Consider the following 17,528-nt stretch of genomic DNA (forward strand, 5'->3'; position numbering starts at 1 on the left):
CATTGGAACCACCTGATCCCATCCCGAACTCAGCAGTGAAACGATGCATCGCCGATGGTAGTGTGGGGTTTCCCCATGTGAGAGTAGGTCATCGTCAAGATTAAATTCCGAAACCCCTATCTGCTGACGCAGGTAGGGGTTTTGTTTTTGTCCTCAGGAAAGTTCTTACGACAAGCGCGGACAGCTCCCGGCTGTCACAACCCCCCGACAGTGCTAAGGTTCTGCCCCTAGCTTTTGCATTTTCAAGGATGCCTTTCATGCCGGACGCAACGTCCCTCAGCCCTGCTTTCATGGTGGTTCACGGGAATCGCCTTGATGAATTGCGCAGCCTGGTGATCAGCTTGATGCGGCGCTACCCGCTGGCCCCCCTTGAAAATGAAATCGCCCTGGTACAGAGCAACGGCATTGCCCAATGGCTCAAGCTCGCGCTGGCTGAAGACCCGGAAGACGATGATTCCGGCGGTTGCGGTATTGCGGCAGCCATTGATGTACAGCTGCCGGGCAGTTTCATGTGGCAGCTTTATCGAACAGTCCTGGGACGTGACGAAATTCCGGCCAAGTCCCTGCTGGATAAAGCTCCGCTGACCTGGCGCCTGATGCGTCTGCTGCCGCAGTTGATCGAGCAGCCTCATTTCGAACCTCTGCGACGATTTCTTACCCACGACACCGACTTGCGCAAGCGCTATCAACTGTCCGAGCGTCTTGCCGATCTGTTCGACCAGTACCAGGTCTACCGGGCCGACTGGCTTGAGGATTGGGCCGAAGGTCGACACCAGACCAGAAATGTCCGAGGCGAAATAAAGCCGCTCGCGCCGGCAAATTGCTGGCAAGCGGAACTGTGGCGAGCCTTGCTACTGGATGTCGGGGAACAAGGCATGGCGCAAAGCCGTGCCGGCGTTCATCAGCGCTACATCGAACGTATCAACAGCCTGGAAGCCGCTCCGAAAGGCCTGCCCGCACGGGTCATCGTGTTTGGTATTTCTTCCTTGCCTGCCCAGGTCCTGGAGGCGCTCGCCGGCCTTTCCCGGTTCAGCCAGGTTCTGCTCTGCGTGCATAACCCGTGTCGCCATCATTGGGCGGACATCGTCGCCGACAAGGACTTGTTGCGTCATCAATACAAGCGCCAGGCACGCAAGGCTAGCATGCCCGTCGTCCTTGATCCGCAAACCCTGCATCAACATGCCCATCCGTTATTGGCCGCCTGGGGCAAGCAAGGGCGCGACTATATCAACCTGCTCGACAGCTACGATGATCCCAACAGCTATCGCTCGGTATTTCGCGATGGGCGAATCGACCTGTTCACCGATGGGACCCCCACGACCCTTCTCAGCCAGTTGCAGGATGACATCCTGGAGCTGCGCCCCCTGAATGAAACCCGGGAGCACTGGCCTGTCGTCGATCCGGAGCGAGACGGCTCGATCCGTTTTCATGTGGCCCATGGCGCCCAGCGTGAAGTCGAAATTCTCCACGACCAATTGCTGGCCCACTTCAGTGCGGATCCGACCCTGCGCCCACGGGATATCATCGTCATGGTCCCGGACATCGACAGTTATGCACCGCACATTCGTGCAGTGTTCGGCCAGCTCGACAGGAACGACCCGCGTTTCATTCCCTTCACGCTGACCGACCAGGGCCAGCGTGGACGTGATCCATTGCTGATCGCCGTCGAGCATTTGCTCAAGCTGCCGGACAGTCGTTTCCCGGTCAGCGAAATCCTCGATCTGTTGGATGTTCCCGCGTTGCGCGAACGGTTTGGCATCGATGAGGCCGACCTGCCGACACTGCACCGCTGGATCGAAGGCGCCGGCATTCGCTGGGGGATGAGCGCCGAACACCGTGCCGGCTTGGGCCTGCCTGCCGAGCTTGAGCAGAACAGCTGGCATTTCGGCTTGCGTCGCATGTTGCTGGGGTATGCCGTCGGCAGTTCGAACGCTTATGAGGGCATTGAGCCCTATGACGAGATCGGTGGCCTGGATGCGGCGTTGATCGGTCCCTTGGTTGCATTACTGGATGCCCTGGAAGTCGCCCATCAGGAACTCACCCGGCCGGCATCGCCGCAGCAATGGGGTTCCCGCCTGCAAGATCTGATGCAGCTGTTTTTCCAGGCAAGCAACGAGCATGACGACTATTTGCTGGCCCAACTCGAAGACTTGCGTGAAACCTGGCTGGAAACCTGTGAGTCGGTGGGGCTGCACGATGAATTGCCGCTGACGGTGGTGCGTGAAGCGTGGTTGGCCGGGCTGGATCAGGGGCGACTGTCCCAGCGTTTCCTGGCCGGCGCAGTCAACTTCTGTACCTTGATGCCAATGCGCGCGATCCCCTTCAAGCTGGTGTGCCTGCTGGGGATGAATGATGGTGATTACCCGCGAGCCCAGCCACCCTTGGATTTCGATCTGATGGGCGGCGATTATCGTCCGGGCGATCGTTCCCGCCGTGAGGACGATCGTTACCTGCTGTTGGAAGCGCTGCTTTCTGCCCGGGAAAAGCTGTACATCAGTTGGGTGGGGCGCAGTATTCGCGACAACAGCGAGCGCCCGGCATCGGTGTTGATCGGCCAACTGCGTGATCATCTCGCCAATGGTTGGCGGTTGGCAGATGACAGCGAGAATCTTCTCGATGCCCTGACCCAGGAGCACCCGCTGCAACCGTTCAGTGCGCGTTATTTCCATCAAGGCGATGCGCTGTTCAGTTACGCCAGCGAATGGCGAATGCTCCACGACATCTCCGATGACGCCGACACAACCCAGGTGCTGGAGCCTTACGTTCAGGAAGAACCCTTGGGCCTCGGTCAGTTGCAGGACTTCCTGCGCAATCCTGTCCGCCATTTCTTCAGCCAGCGGCTGAAAGTGTTCTTCGAGGCCATCGAAGCGCCTCTGGCCGATGACGAACCTTTTGTGCTCGATGCGCTGCAACGCTACAGCCTGAGTGACAGCTTGCTCGAGGCCGCCCTGGTACGCCTGGACCAGCCGGATCTTGCTCTCACCGCTCACGCCAAAAGACTGCAGAACAGCGGCCTGTTACCCATGGCCGGTTTTGGTGAATGCATGCAGCGCGAATTGATCGAACCCCTGCCGGATCTGCTTCAGCGGTACCAACAGCTTCTGGCGTTATGGCCGACACCGTCGGTCAGCGCTGTGCCAGTCAGCCTGCAATTGCAGGGAGTGAATGTCGAGGGCTGGCTCAGTGGTTTGCACCAGCGTTCCGACGGAGCGGTCCTCGCCATCACGGCCATACCCAACAGCATCGGCTCCACCAAGACCCGTAAGTGGCATCGCCTGATACGGCCTTGGGTCAACCATCTCGTGGCCTGCGCTAATGGTTTGTCGTTGACGACGGCCTTGGTGGCCAGTGATGACAGCTTGCTGCTGGCTCCTTTTGAAGAGACTGTCGCACAAAGGCTACTGGGCGACATGCTGCTGGCCTGGCAGACCGGTATGCGCCAGCCGCTACCGATCGCGGTGAAGACGGCTTTCGCCTGGCTCGGCCAGACTGATCCGGTCAAGGCCGAAGCGGCGGCTCGCAAAGCCTATGAGGGCGATGGACAGACGTTTGAAGGCGAACGGCGGGAAAGCCCGGCGTTGGCTCGACAGTTTGCTGATTTCGATGCCTTGATGGCTGACGAAACATTCCCCGATTGGTGCGATGCACTCTACCGACCATTGCTCGAAGCCCCATGGCGTTCATTGGTCAGCGAGGAGGCCCGTTCATGAGTCAGCAGGCACCATTGGCCCTGGCTTTCCCGCTGCGGGGCAGTCAACTGATCGAGGCCAGCGCCGGTACCGGCAAGACCTTCACCATCTCGGCGTTGTACCTGCGTCTGGTGCTGGGGCATGGCGGTTCGGCGTCCGGCTTCGGCCGCGAGTTGCTTCCACCGCAAATCCTGGTGGTGACCTTCACGGACGCTGCCACCAAGGAGTTGCGTGAACGAATTCGCACTCGTCTGGCCGAAGCCGCACGTTTCTTTCGCGACGAGATTCCAGCCCCGGATTCGCTGATCGCCGCGTTGCGCGATGAATTCAGTGCTGAGCAATGGCCTGGTTGCGCGAACCGGCTGGACATCGCCGCGCAGTGGATGGACGAAGCAGCCGTCTCGACCATCCATAGCTGGTGCCAGCGCATGTTGCGTGAGCATGCCTTCGACAGCGGTAGCCTGTTCACCCAGACCCTGGAAACCGACCACAGCGAATTGCTGGGCGAGGTTCTGCGCGATTATTGGCGGTTGTTCTGCTATTCGATGCAAGGCGAGGCGCTGAACTGGGTGCGTGCCCATTGGGGAGGGCCTGCTGCGCTGTTGCCGCGGGTGCGAGGTTTGTTTTCCAGCGAGCGTGGCGACGGTGACGGGCTTGAGCCTGCCGAACTCATCGCGGCAGCCTTGCAGGAGCGCAGTGCCGCCTTGCTCGATCTCAAGGCGCCGTGGCGGCAATGGGCGGTGGAACTGCTGGAGATCTGCCAGCAAGGCGTTGCCAGCAAGGCTGTCGACGGGCGCAAGATGCAGGCGCGTTACTTCGAGCCATGGTTTCAGAAAATCACTGCCTGGGTTGATGACGAAAGCCTTGAGCTGTTGGACATCGGCACCGGATTCACGCGGTTGACGCCCGAGGGCATGGCCGAAGCCTGGAAAGGTGAAGTGCCCAACCATCCCGGGCTGGACGCCATGGCCAGTCTCAAGGCCAGCCTGGATGCGTTGCCCACGCCAGATGCCGCCGTGTTGCAGCATGCCGCGCAATGGGTCGGGGCGCGCTTCGAGGCAGAGAAACGTCGCCGCGCCGAGATGGGCTTCGATGACATGCTGCTGCGTCTCGATGCAGCCTTGCAGGCCGACGGAGGCGAGCGTCTGGCGAGCCTGATCCGCGAACAGTTTCCGGTGGCGCTGATCGATGAGTTCCAGGACACCGACCCGGTTCAATACCGGATCTTCGAAAGCATCTACCGTATCGAAGACAACGACCTCGGGACCGGACTTTTCCTGATCGGCGATCCGAAGCAGGCGATCTACGCTTTTCGCGGCGCCGACATCTATACCTATCTGCGTGCTCGCGAAGCCACTGCTGGCAGGCTGCACACGCTGGGCACGAATTTCCGTTCCAGTCATGCCATGGTCGGCGCGGTAAACCATGTTTTCCAGAATGCCGAGTCCCGCCCGAAGGGGCGTGGGGCTTTTCTGTTCCGTGAGCCTTCGGGCGAGAACCCGGTGCCGTTCCTGTCCGTCGAGTCCCAGGGGCGCAAGGAGTCCTTGCAGGTCGCTGGGCAGGCGGTCGCGGCGCTGAACATCTGGCACCTGTCGTCGGACCAGCCACTTTCCGGTGCGGTGTATCGACAATCCATGGCGGCCACCTGCGCCAGTGAGATCACGGCGTTGCTCAACGGCGGCCAGTCGGGACGCGACGGCTTCACCGTCGATGGAAAAGTGCTGCGAGGCGTGCGCCCGGCAGATATCGCCATCCTGGTGCGCGATGGTAAAGAAGCGCAGGCGGTGCGAGACGCGTTGTCCGCGCGGGGCGTGCGCAGTGTCTATCTGTCCGACAAGGATTCGGTCTTTGCCTCGCAGGAAGCGCGGGATTTGCTGATCTGGCTCAGGGCCTGTGCCGAGCCGGATGCCGAACGGCCGCTACGGGCGGCCCTGGCCAGCATCACGTTGAACCTGTCGCTGACGGAACTGGAGCGCCTCAATCAGGATGAGCTGGCCTGGGAAGCGCGGGTCATGCAATTCCGCGGTTATCGTACGGTCTGGCGCAGCCAGGGCGTGCTGCCGATGTTGCGGCGTCTGCTGCATGATTTCGAACTGCCCCAGGCCTTGATGGCGCGCAGCGACGGCGAGCGGGTGCTGACCAACTTGTTGCACCTTTGCGAACTGTTGCAGCAGGCAGCCGGTGAACTGGATGGCGAACAAGCCTTGATCCGGCATTTGTCCGAGCACCTGGCCTTGTCCGGGCAAGCGGGAGAAGAGCAGATCCTGCGCCTGGAAAGCGATGAGCAACTGGTCAAGGTGGTCACGATCCACAAGTCCAAGGGGCTTGAATATCCGTTGGTCTTCTTGCCCTTCATCTGTTCGACGAAACCGGTGGACGGCAGTCGATTGCCATTGCACTACCACGACGAGGCCAACAAGGCGCAGATCAGCCTCAAGCCCACTGCCGAATTGATCGCCAAGGCCGATGACGAGCGTCTGGCCGAGGATCTGCGGCTTCTCTACGTGGCCCTGACCCGCGCGCAACATGCCTGCTGGCTAGGTGTCGCGGATCTCAAGCGGGGCAGCAACAACCGCTCGATCCTCCATGTGTCCGCGCTGGGGTACTTGTTGGGTGGTGGTGCGCCGCTGGCCGAATCGGTGGAGTTGAGGCGTTGGCTGGAAGACCTGCAGCAAGGCAGTGACGCGGTGAGCTACCAGCCAATGCCTGAGGCCACCGACGAGCACTACCGGCCCCCGCGCAACGAAGCCGTGTTGCTTGAACCCTTGGTGCCCTTGCGAAAAGCCAGCGAGAACTGGTGGATCGCGTCCTACAGTGCCTTGCGCATCAGCGAAAGCCTGAGCGAAGGCAGCGATACCGCGCCAGAGAGTCCCCAGGCCCAGAAACTGTTCGACGATGAACGACTGGACCCGGACGCGCCCAGGGAGACCGTCGCTGTCGGTGGCGACATCCACCGCTTTCCCCGTGGCCCCAACCCCGGCACTTTCCTGCATGGCCTGCTGGAGTGGGCCGCTGGGGAGGGCTTTTCATCGGCGCCAACGGATATCGAGGATGCCATTGCCCGACGCTGCAGTCGCCGAGGCTGGAAAGGCTGGATCGCCACGCTGAGCGATTGGCTGCAGCACCTGATCAAGATGCCCATGCACGTCGGCAACGACCAGGCGCCAGTGGTGCTCGAACACTTGAGCCGATTCCAGGTCGAGATGGAGTTCTGGTTCGCCAGCCACAAGGTCGATGTGCAAAAGCTCGACCAGCTGGTTTGCCGGTTCACCCATGGCGGTGTGGCCCGCGTTGCGGCGGAGCCGGTGCTGCTCAACGGCATGTTCAAGGGCTTCATCGATCTGACGTTCGAGCACGACGGTCGGTACTACGTGGCCGATTACAAATCCAACTGGCTGGGTGTCGATGACATGGCCTACACCGTACCGGCCATGGAACAGTCGATCCTGGACCATCGCTACGACCTGCAATACGTGCTGTACCTGTTGGCCCTGCATCGCCAGCTCAAGGCACGGCTCCCCGATTACGACTACGACCGGCATGTCGGCGGCGCGTTGTACCTGTTCCTTCGCGGAACCCGCTCAGCCAGCCAGGGGGTGTATTTCACCAAGCCGCCACGGGCATTGATCGAACAACTGGATCGCCTGTTCCAGGGGGCGCCCGAACCCAAGGCTGAACCGGCGTGGGTACAGGGAGAGTTGCTATGAGTCGTTCTTTTGCCGACCTGCTGCCCAAATCGTCCGACGACGAAAGCCTGGTGGAGTTGGCGCCCTTGAGCCGTGCGCAGGACCTGCTGTTGTTACTGACGCGCTGGGTCGAGCGCGGCTGGTTGCGTGCCCTGGACAAGGCATTCGTGGCGTTCCTCCATGAGCTGGCGCCCGATGATGATCCTTTGGTTCTGCTCGCTGCTGCATTGACCAGCCATCAACTGGGCCACGGCCATGTTTGCCTGGATGTGTTCGAGACCCTCAAGGAACCGGATTTTGCGCTGTCGCTGCCTCCCGAGGGTGACCTGCAGACGGGCGTCATGCTGTTGCCATCGCAAATATTGGCGACACTGGACGGCGTCCATTGGTGCAAGGCCCTGGCGTCCAGTCGTCTGGTGGCCCTGGCCGTGGATGGGAGCGAAGAGGCGCAGCAACGCCCGTTGGTGCTGTCCGGCAAACGTCTTTATCTGCGTCGCTACTGGGGTTATGAACGGCGGATCGATGAAGCGTTGCGTCAACGGCTTATCGAGCATGAAGCGGCGCCCGGTGACCTGCGCGAGCGTTTGGACGGGTTGTTCGGGCCGGCCAATGCCAGCGTCCCGATCGATTGGCAGAAACTGGCCTGCGCGCTGGCGACCCGCGGGGCCTTCAGCATCGTGACCGGTGGCCCAGGCACCGGCAAGACCACGACCGTTGTGCGCCTGCTGGCCCTGCTCCAGGCACCGGCCGTCGAGGCCGGGAAGCCGCTGCGGATTCGCCTGGCCGCGCCCACTGGCAAGGCGGCGGCGCGCCTGACCGAATCCATCAGCCAGCAGGTCCGGACCCTGGATGTGGACGAGGCTGTGCGCGAACGGATTCCCTGCGACGTCACGACAGTCCATCGTTTGCTGGGCAGCCGCCCCGGCACCCGGCATTTTCGCCACCATGCAGGCAATCGCTTGCCACTGGATGTGCTGGTGGTCGATGAAGCGTCGATGATCGACCTGGAGATGATGGCCAATCTGCTGGATGCCCTGCCGGCCCATGCACGGTTGGTGTTGCTGGGGGACAAGGACCAGTTGGCCTCCGTTGAGGCCGGTGCGGTGCTGGGGGATTTGTGTCGAGACGCCGAGGAGGGCTGGTACAGCCCCCGGACCCGAGCCTGGCTTGAGTCGGTCAGTGGTGAAAACCTGGCGGCCAGTGACCTGCGACATGACCTCGACGGCACTCATCCCCTGGCACAGCAAGTGGTCATGCTCAGGCATTCCCGGCGCTTCGGCGAAGGCAGCGGGATCGGTCAGCTGGCTCGCTGGGTCAACCAGCAGCAGCCTGAAAAAGCCCGTCAGTTGCTGGAGCAAGGGCAGCATGCCGATCTGTCTTCCCTGAAATTGGCGAGTGAACACGACACGAAACTGGAAAAGCTGTTACTCGACGGCAAGCCAGAAGGGCCTCAGGGTTATCGGCATTACCTGAGCCTGCTACGGCAGCGACGCCCGGCCATTTCTCGCCCGCTGGAGGACCGTTGCTGGGCCGATTGGGCCCGGGAAGTCCTGGCGGCCTTCGACGAATTCCAATTGCTTTGCGCGGTGCGCAAAGGTCCGTGGGGCGTCGAAGGACTGAACCTGCGAATCACCGCCGCCTTGCTCAAGGCCCGTCTTATCGATAGCGATCACCAGTGGTACGAAGGGCGCCCGGTGCTGATGACCCGCAACGACTATGGGCTGGGGCTGATGAACGGCGATATCGGTATCGCCCTCAAGTTGCCCGAGCGTGACGGCCCCGATGCCGGCAAACAGGTTCTGCGGGTCGCTTTCCCGCGCAACGACGGCCAGGGCGGTGTGCGTTTCGTCCTGCCCAGCCGCCTGAATGATGTGGAAACCGTGTATGCCATGACGGTGCATAAATCCCAGGGCTCGGAATTCACCCACACCGCGTTGATCCTCCCGGATGCGCTGAACCCGGTATTGACCAAGGAGTTGGTGTACACCGCCATTACCCGGGGCAAGCAATGGTTCAGCCTGATCGAACCGCGGGCGGGGGTCTTCGAAGAGGCGGTCAGGCGCAAGGTCAAGCGCTTGAGCGGTTTAATGCTGGCGTTGGAGCAGGCTGACTGAATCATCAGCTTTCAAGGAATCATGCCCTTGTGCCAGCTTGGGCTGTTTCGCTCCCAAGCCTACGTAACACGCTGTCTCGCTGGCTTTTTGGCACTGTGCTATCGTTCCGGCACTTATCGCTTGGATCAAGAGACTTTCCATGAAAGTGCCTGTACGGGAGGCAGTGCGCGGCAAAGGCTGGGGGCATTTTCTGCTTGCCGGCCTTTTGTGTCTGCTGTTGCCTGTCGTGGTAGCCGAAGAGCAGGCGACGACCCAGGCCGAGCAGCGGGCCGAAGCGGTGACCCAGGTTGTGCTGGGAATCCTCAGCTACGCCCGTTGGCCTGTGGAGCCCACCCAACTGCAACTGTGCATCGTCGGGCCGACCCAATACACCGATGATCTGGTCAAGGGCACCACCCAGGCCACGGGGCGGCCGGTGACTGTGCAGCGGTTGCTGGCCGATCATCCCGATATCGCCACTGAGTGCAACGCGGTCTATGTCGGCAGGCTGACCAACGATGAGCACGCCCGTCTGTTTGCGTCCTTGATCGGCAAGCCAGTGTTGAGCATCAGTGAAGGCGGCGACCAGTGCACCGTGGGTAGCCTGTTCTGCCTGCGGGTCGGTGATGAACAAGTGTCTTTCGAGGTCAACCTCGATTCCGTGGCACGCAGTGGCGTGCGCATCCATCCGAGTGTGCTGCAGCTTTCCCGCCGCAGGTCCGCAACGCCATGAAGCAGAGCAAACCACGGGGCCGTCCCACCCTGGGCTCGGTCATCGGTCGCGGTCATCTGATCGTCGCATTAGTGGCCATTTCCATGGCCAGTGTGTCCCTGACCTTGCTCGGGCTGCTGGCGTTGCGGGTCTACGCCGACCACAACCTGCACTTGATCGCCCGTTCGATCAACTACACCGTAGAAGCCGCCGTGGTTTTCGATGATTCGGCCGCGGCCACCGAAGCACTGGCCTTGATCGCCTCTACCGAGGAAGTCGCCGATGCCGAGGTGTTCAATGAAAATGGCCGTCTGTTGGCGCGCTGGCAACGACCGCAAACCGGCCTGTTGTCAGAACTGGAAGTGCACATTGCCAAGGCATTCCTGGAAAAGCCCATCAGCCTGCCGATCGTTCATCAAGGGCAGAACATCGGTCGCATCGTGTTGGCGGGGCATGGCGGCAGCCTGTTGCGCTTTTTGCTCAGCGGTCTGGCGGGGATCATCCTATGCACGGCGGTGAGTGCCTGGGTGGCGCTTTACCTGGCGCGGCGCCAGTTGCGGGCGATCACCGGGCCGCTGCGCAGCCTGGCCGAGGTGGCCCACGCGGCCCGCAGTGAACGAGCCCTGGACCGACGCGTGCCACCAGCAGCCATCGCCGAACTGGATAACCTGGCCAATGACTTCAACGCACTGCTTGATGAACTGGAATCCTGGCAGACTCACCTGCAAAGCGAAAACGAAACCCTGGCCCACCAGGCCAGTCACGACAGCTTGACCGGCTTGCCGAACCGGGCGCTGTTCGAAGGCCGGCTGATTCGCGCCTTGCGCAATGCCAACAAGCACAATGAGCAAGTGGCCGTGCTGTACCTGGACAGTGATCGGTTCAAGGGCATCAATGACAACTTCGGCCACGCCGCCGGCGACGCGGTGCTGACGGCCGTGGCGACTCGGGTCCGGGCACAGTTGCGCGAGGACGACTTGGTCGCGCGCTTGGGGGGCGACGAATTCGCCGTGCTGCTGGCGCCCTTGCACAAGGCCGAGGACGCCGAGCGGATCGCTGAAAAGATCATCGCCAGCATGGAAATGCCGATTCAATTGCCCGGTAACGCCTCCGTGTTGACCTCCCTCAGTATCGGCATTGCCCTCTACCCGGATCATGGTGCCACACCGAGCACCCTGCTCCACGCCGCCGATGCGGCCATGTATCAAGCCAAACGCCTCGCCCGAGGCGGTCAACATACGGCGGGGTCGGATCATTCCGTCGCTGATCTTCAAACCAGGAGCTGACTCGTGCGTTCATCCCTTCAACTTTCCCTGCGCTGGTTCGCGGCACTTTTCCTGCTTGCCGTCGTGGTCCTGAGCGGTTGCCAGACAGCACCGCCGAAAGGCCTGACCCCGGCGCAAATTGCCGTACTCAAGCAACAAGGTTTCGAGCTGACTGACGATGGCTGGGCCTTCGGTTTGTCGGGCAAGGTGCTGTTTGGCAGCGATGTGGAAAACCTCAATCCGGCCAGTACCGAAATCGTCGAGCGCATCGGCAAGGCGTTGCTGGGAGCGGGCATCGAGCGGGTACGTGTCGATGGCCATACCGACGCATCGGGCTCACAGGCCTACAACGAACAACTGTCGAAGCGGCGGGCCGCCAGCGTGAGCAAGGTGCTGACAAGCGTTGGCATGCGCGAAGAGAACGTCCAACTGCGCGGCCTGGGCAGCAGCAAACCGGTCGCCTCCAACGACACCGCCAGCGGCCGCACCGAAAACCGCCGTGTCGCCATCGTGGTCATCGCCGACTAGTCGGCGAACACCATCTCCCGGCTGTCGCCCATCAGCAATGGCTGGTTCTGTTCAGTCACTTCGCGAATGTAATCCCACAACAACGTAATCCGCTTCAGCTTCCTCAAGTCCTCCCGGCAGTACATCCAGAACTGCCGGGTGACGGTGATGTCCTCCGGCAACACCGGCAACAACCGTGGGTCCTGGGCGGCGAGGAAGCAGGGCAGGATGGCCAGCGAGCGGCCTTGCTGCGCTGCCACGAATTGCGCGATCACGCTGGTGCTGCGCAGGTGGGCATTGGCGCCGGGCAGGACGTTGGCCAGGTAGAGCAATTCGGAACTGAACGCCAGGTCATCCACGTAGCTGATGAACGAGTGCTTGCCCAGGTCGGCCGGGCGCTGGATGGGTGGGTGGTTGTCCAGGTATTGCTGGGTGGCGTAGAGCTGCAGTCGGTAGTCGCACAATTTGCAGCACACATACGGGCCATGTTCGGGGCGTTCGAGGGCGATGACGATGTCGGCTTCGCGCTTGGAGAGGCTGATGAAGTGCGGCAGCGGGAGGATGTCTACCGAAATGGCCGGGTAGGCGTCGACGAAGTGGCTCAGTTGCGGGGTGATGAAGAAGCTGCCGAAGCCTTCGGTGCAGCCCATGCGCACGTGGCCGGACAGCGCGACGCCAGAGCCTGAGACCTGTTCGCAGGCCATGTGCAGGGTGCTTTCGATCGATTCGGCGTAACCCAGCAGGCGCTGGCCTTCGGCCGTCAGGACAAAACCGTTGGTCCGGGATTTCTCGAACAGCAGCGTGCCCAATGAGGCTTCCAGCGAGCTGATGCGCCGCGACACCGTGGTGTAGTCGACGGCCAGGCGCTTGGCGGCCGTGCTGGCCTTGCGGGTGCGGGCCACTTCGAGGAAAAACTTGAGGTCGTCCCAATTCAGCGACCCCAGGGAGGTGATGTTTTTTTGCATGTTGGACCGGCTTTTATGTGCATTCTTATTAGAAGTTTGCACATCTATACTCCAAAAACAGTCTCATCACCAAGCGTGTCCTATGCACCTTGGTTTTTGCTGAACCAACGCTCTCTATAAGAACAATCCCGGAGGCCAGCATGAACGTTTCCCTTACGCCCAGCGACACCACCCTGCAAACCGTCAGACTGCTGATCGATGGCGAGTGGGTTGAATCCCAATCCAGCGAATGGCACGACATCGTCAACCCGGCCACCCAGCAGGTGTTGGCAAAGGTTCCGTTCGCCACGGCCTCGGAAGTCGATGCCGCCATCGCCGCTGCCCAGCGTGCTTTCCAGACCTGGAAACTGACGCCCATCGGCGCGCGGATGCGCATCATGCTCAAGCTCCAGGCGTTGATCCGCGAGCATTCCAAGCGTATCGCCGTGGTGCTCAGCGCCGAACAGGGCAAGACCATCGCTGACGCCGAGGGCGATATTTTCCGTGGCCTGGAAGTGGTCGAGCACGCCTGTTCCATCGGCACCCTGCAGATGGGTGAGTTCGTCGAGAACGTTGCCGGTGGCGTTGATACCTACACGCTGCGCCAGCCGATTGGTGTGTGTGCGGGCATTACCCCGTTCAACTTCCCGGCGATGATTCCGCTGTGGATGTTCCCGATGGCCATCGCCTGCGGCAACACGTTTGTGCTCAAGCCATCGGAACAGGACCCGCTGTCGACCATGCTCCTGGTGGAACTGGCCATCGAGGCCGGCGTGCCGGCGGGCGTGCTCAACGTGGTACACGGCGGCAAGGACGTGGTGGATGCGCTTTGCACTCACAAGGACATCAAGGCGGTTTCGTTCGTCGGTTCGACGGCGGTCGGCACCCACGTGTATGACCTGGCGGGTCGTCACGGCAAGCGCGTGCAGTCGATGATGGGCGCCAAGAACCACGCGGTGGTGTTGCCTGATGCCAATCGTGAACAGACCCTCAACGCCTTGGTCGGCGCCGGTTTCGGCGCGGCGGGCCAGCGTTGCATGGCCACTTCCGCGGTGGTGCTGGTGGGCGCGGCCAAGCAGTGGTTGCCGGAGCTCAAGGCCCTGGCACAGAAGCTCAAGGTCAATGCCGGCAGCGAGCCGGGCACTGACGTCGGGCCGGTGATTTCCAAGCGCGCCAAGGCACGGATCCTCGAATTGATCGAAAGTGGCGTGCAGCAAGGGGCGAAGCTGGAGCTCGATGGTCGTGGCATCAGCGTGCCGGGTTTCGAGCAGGGCAATTTTGTTGGCCCGACCCTGTTTTCCGGTGTGACCACCGACATGCGTATCTACACCGAAGAAATCTTCGGCCCGGTGCTGGTGGTGTTGGAAGTCGACACCCTGGATCAGGCGATTGCCCTGGTCAACGCCAACCCATTCGGTAACGGCACCGGCCTGTTCACCCAGAGCGGCGCGGCGGCGCGCAAATTCCAGAGCGAAATCGACGTCGGCCAGGTGGGCATCAACATTCCGATCCCTGTACCGGTGCCGTTCTTCAGCTTCACCGGTTCCCGTGGTTCGAAACTCGGTGACCTTGGTCCGTACGGCAAACAAGTGGTGCAGTTCTACACTCAGACCAAGACCGTGACCGCGCGCTGGTTCGATGATGACAGCGTCAATGACGGTGTGAACACCACCATCAATTTGCGTTAAGGAGCCGGACATGAACATCGCATTTATCGGCCTGGGCAACATGGGCGCCCCCATGGCACGCAACCTGCTCAAGGCTGGCCATTCGCTGAACCTGTTCGACCTGAACCAGACGGTGCTGGCTGAACTGGCGGCGTTGGGTGGCACGATCAGCGCCTCGCCGCGCGACGCGGCCCAGGGCGCTGCTCTGGTGATCACCATGCTGCCGGCCGCCGCCCATGTGCGCAGTGTCTGGCTGGGTGAAGACGGCGTGCTGGCCGGCATCGCTGCCGGTACGCCAGCGGTGGATTGCAGCACCATCGATCCACAAACCGCCCGCGACGTGGCGGCTGCCGCGGCGAAACAAGGGGTGGCGATGGCCGATGCGCCGGTCTCGGGTGGCACCGGTGGTGCGGCGGCGGGCACGTTGACCTTCATGGTCGGTGCCACGGCCGAGTTGTTTGCCACCTTGCAACCGGTGCTGGCGCAAATGGGTCGTAACATTGTGCACTGTGGCGAAGTCGGCACGGGGCAGATCGCCAAGATCTGCAACAACCTGCTGCTGGGGATTTCCATGGTCGGCGTCAGCGAAGCCATGGCGTTGGGCGATGCCTTGGGGATCGACACCCAGGTGTTGGCCGGCATCATCAACAGCTCGACGGGCCGTTGCTGGAGTTCGGACACCTACAACCCATGGCCGGGCGTGATCGAAACGGCACCGGCGTCCCGCGGCTACACGGGTGGCTTTGGCGCCGACCTGATGCTCAAGGACCTGGGCCTGGCGACCGAAGCCGCGCGGCAGGCCCATCAGCCGGTGGTGCTGGGGGCGGTGGCGCAGCAGTTGTACCAGGCGATGAGCCAGCGGGGCGAGGGCGGGAAGGACTTTTCGGCGATTGTGAACAGCTATCGCAAGCCGCAGTAAGAGCGGCGATATCGACGGGCTTTTGTGGCAAGGGCAATTATCTGTGGGAGCAAGGCTTGCCCGCGATGACAGGCGATGCGGTCTCTGAGAGAACGAGGTGCCTGTAATCGCGGGCAAGCCTTGCTCCCACAGATTGCTCCGTCGCCACAGAGGCTGCGCAATCTACAAAGTTGTTTTCCGAGAGACCCTGTCGGGTGGGCTCTCGGTTTTTTGTTTCAGGCAAAGACGAAATATTTGCGCACGGTCTCGACCACTTCCCAGGTGCCTTTCATGCCTGGCTCGACGACGAAGATGTCACCGGCCCGCAGATGGATCGGCGCCATGCCGTCCGGGGTGATGATGCAGTAGCCTTCCTGGAAATGGCAGTACTCCCACTTCACATAATCCACACGCCATTTGCCGGGTGTGCAGATCCAGGTGCCCATGATCTTGCTGCCGTCTTCGCTGGTGTAGGCGTTGAGGTTGACGGTGTGCGGGTCGCCTTCGAGTTTTTCCCATTTGCAGGCGTCGAGTACGGGCAGCGGATGGGTGTCGCGCAGGACGGTGATGGGTGCGGTCATGTGAGCTCCGAAAGGGGCAGAAGAGAACAGGCACCCTAACGCGCGGCATGAGCGGGTAGATGTCTGTGGTCGACACCGGGCTATCCAGAAGCGCGCATCAATCAGCCAGATGCCGAGCCAGGGCCATGGCGTAGGCCGGCAAACCGTCGAAGTTGCGGGCGCACAGCAGCAACGCCCGGTGTGCCCAAGCCTCTTGCAGTGGGACGCATTGATACGAAGGCTCGGGTGGGCGCCGGTCGATGGCAGCCTTCGGCACGATGGCAATGCCTGCACCATGGGCCACCATGCGAATCATCCCGTCGAAACCCTCGGCGCGAATGCGCACTTGCATGCGTGACCCGATGTGCAGGGCCTGCTCTTCCAGGTGGATCGCCAGGGCGCTGGAGGCGTTCAGGCCGACATAATCGTGGCTGAGGGTCTCGCTGAAACGTACGGCGCGACCGTCAGCCAGGGGGTGTCCGGTCGGTAGGATCAATACCAGCGGATCGTCGCGAAAAGGCCAGGTCTGAAGGCCATCGGTGTCCACTGCGTCGGAAACGATCCCGAGGTCTGCCGCGCCTTGGCGCAGCGCATGGGTGATCCGTGAGCTGGGCAATTCCTGCAGGTCAATGTCGAGGTTGGGATGGGCCTGGAGAAAGCCGGCCAGCAGCTCGGGCAGGTATTCGGTCATGGCGCTGGTGTTGCACAGCAGCCGCACCCGGCCTTTGACGCCTTTGGCGTATTCGGCCAGGTCCTGTCGCAGGCGTTCGGCCTGTTGCAGCAGGATCCGGGCGTGCTCGGCCAGGGCTTTGCCCGCGGGCGTAGGCGTTACGCCACGCCGCCCGCGTTCAAGCAGGTCGATGCCCAGGGACGCTTCCATGGCCCGCACTCGTGCGCTGGCCGCGGCCAGGGACAAATGGCTGCGAGCGGCGCCGGCGGTGATGTTGCCGGTGTCGAGGATGTTCAGGTAGAGGCGCAGGTCGGTGAGGTCGAAGTGCATGGGCAGGTGATCCTGTCTCAAGTGCTGTGGTGCCTGATGTGGCGCCTTCGCGAGCAAGCCCGCTCCCACAGGGGATTGCATTTCAACTGTGGGAGCGGGCTTGCTCGCGAAGGCGCCAGTAGCACCAAAAAAGTTTTCAGCCTCTTGCCGCAAGAGAGGCACCCTCAGTATATGGCAGATTTTCAAGCCAAGCCCCGGGGCGCACGATACCCCCATGAACACACTCATCGCTTTTTATCAGAACCTCGGCCTGGCCCTTTCCCTGCTGGTTATCGGCACCTTCCTGCTGGCCGGCACCATCAAGGGTGTGATTGGCCTCGGCTTGCCGACCATCTCCATGGGCTTGCTTGGACTGGCTATGGCCCCGGCGCAGGCTGCGGCGCTGCTCATCATCCCGGCGACCCTGACCAATCTCTGGCAATTGGCGTTTGGCGGTCATCTGCAAGCCCTGCTCCGGCGCCTGTGGCCGCTGCTGCTGGCGATTTTCATTGGCACCGGGCTCGGTAC

11 protein-coding genes, 1 rRNA gene and 1 pseudogene are annotated in these 17,528 nt (G+C 61.8%); 10 read left to right on the plus strand and 3 right to left on the minus strand.

Annotated features, from left to right (window positions below; all coding sequences use genetic code 11):
* From rrf to B0E42_RS25895, 7 genes are all read left to right on the plus strand, one after another.
* Positions 1-100: ribosomal RNA gene (rrf, locus tag B0E42_RS25865) — 5S ribosomal RNA — on the plus strand; the annotation flags it as partial.
* A 157-nt stretch (positions 101-257) separates the two neighbouring features.
* On the plus strand, positions 258-3,710 hold the full coding sequence (gene recC, locus B0E42_RS25870; RefSeq protein WP_053178025.1) for an exodeoxyribonuclease V subunit gamma: 3,453 nt from the start codon (positions 258-260) through the stop codon (positions 3,708-3,710).
* Positions 3,707-7,396 (plus strand): exodeoxyribonuclease V subunit beta, encoded by a 3,690-nt coding sequence (recB, locus tag B0E42_RS25875; RefSeq protein ID WP_077508277.1) that lies wholly within the window; start codon positions 3,707-3,709, stop codon positions 7,394-7,396. The genes recC and recB overlap by 4 nt, the downstream gene beginning before the upstream one ends.
* Positions 7,393-9,489 carry an exodeoxyribonuclease V subunit alpha gene (recD, locus tag B0E42_RS25880; protein ID WP_077508280.1) on the plus strand — a complete coding sequence of 699 codons (2,097 nt, stop codon included), beginning with the start codon at positions 7,393-7,395 and terminating at the stop codon, positions 9,487-9,489. Before recB ends, recD begins: the two co-directional genes overlap by 4 nt.
* Positions 9,490-9,628: 139 nt before the next feature.
* Positions 9,629-10,201: a YfiR family protein gene (locus tag B0E42_RS25885; protein ID WP_053185505.1), complete on the plus strand. Its 573-nt coding sequence runs from the start codon at positions 9,629-9,631 to the stop codon at positions 10,199-10,201.
* Positions 10,198-11,466 (plus strand): diguanylate cyclase domain-containing protein, encoded by a 1,269-nt coding sequence (locus B0E42_RS25890; RefSeq protein ID WP_077508283.1) that lies wholly within the window; start codon positions 10,198-10,200, stop codon positions 11,464-11,466. The genes B0E42_RS25885 and B0E42_RS25890 overlap by 4 nt, the downstream gene beginning before the upstream one ends.
* Before the next feature lie 3 nt (positions 11,467-11,469).
* The gene (locus tag B0E42_RS25895) at positions 11,470-11,973 is read left to right on the plus strand and encodes an OmpA family protein (protein ID WP_077508286.1); all 504 of its coding nucleotides are present in this window, start codon (positions 11,470-11,472) and stop codon (positions 11,971-11,973) included.
* On the opposite strand, the gene B0E42_RS25900 is transcribed toward B0E42_RS25895, so the two are convergent.
* On the minus strand, positions 11,970-12,917 hold the full coding sequence (locus B0E42_RS25900; RefSeq protein ID WP_024617832.1) for a LysR family transcriptional regulator: 948 nt from the start codon (positions 12,915-12,917) through the stop codon (positions 11,970-11,972). The genes B0E42_RS25895 and B0E42_RS25900 overlap by 4 nt on opposite strands.
* A gap of 140 nt (positions 12,918-13,057) precedes the next feature.
* On the opposite strand from B0E42_RS25900, the gene B0E42_RS25905 reads away from it, so the two are divergent.
* Positions 13,058-14,584 carry a CoA-acylating methylmalonate-semialdehyde dehydrogenase gene (locus B0E42_RS25905; protein WP_077508289.1) on the plus strand — a complete coding sequence of 509 codons (1,527 nt, stop codon included), beginning with the start codon at positions 13,058-13,060 and terminating at the stop codon, positions 14,582-14,584.
* A gap of 10 nt (positions 14,585-14,594) precedes the next feature.
* Positions 14,595-15,482 (plus strand): 3-hydroxyisobutyrate dehydrogenase, encoded by an 888-nt coding sequence (mmsB, locus tag B0E42_RS25910; RefSeq protein WP_046063065.1) that lies wholly within the window; start codon positions 14,595-14,597, stop codon positions 15,480-15,482.
* A 215-nt stretch (positions 15,483-15,697) separates the two neighbouring features.
* On the opposite strand, the gene B0E42_RS25915 is transcribed toward mmsB, so the two are convergent.
* Both B0E42_RS25915 and B0E42_RS25920 read right to left on the minus strand, forming a co-directional pair.
* Positions 15,698-16,042 carry a cupin domain-containing protein gene (locus tag B0E42_RS25915; RefSeq protein WP_003197542.1) on the minus strand — a complete coding sequence of 115 codons (345 nt, stop codon included), beginning with the start codon at positions 16,040-16,042 and terminating at the stop codon, positions 15,698-15,700.
* Between the two features lie 97 nt (positions 16,043-16,139).
* Positions 16,140-17,021 (minus strand): LysR substrate-binding domain-containing protein, encoded by an 882-nt coding sequence (locus B0E42_RS25920; protein ID WP_077508293.1) that lies wholly within the window; start codon positions 17,019-17,021, stop codon positions 16,140-16,142.
* 214 nt (positions 17,022-17,235) lie between these two features.
* On the opposite strand from B0E42_RS25920, the pseudogene B0E42_RS25925 reads away from it, so the two are divergent.
* A pseudogene (locus B0E42_RS25925) lies at positions 17,236-17,528 on the plus strand (sulfite exporter TauE/SafE family protein); the annotation flags it as partial.

The organism is Pseudomonas sp. A25(2017), from assembly GCF_002001065.1.
Taxonomy (GTDB): Bacteria; Pseudomonadota; Gammaproteobacteria; order Pseudomonadales; family Pseudomonadaceae; genus Aquipseudomonas; species Aquipseudomonas kilonensis.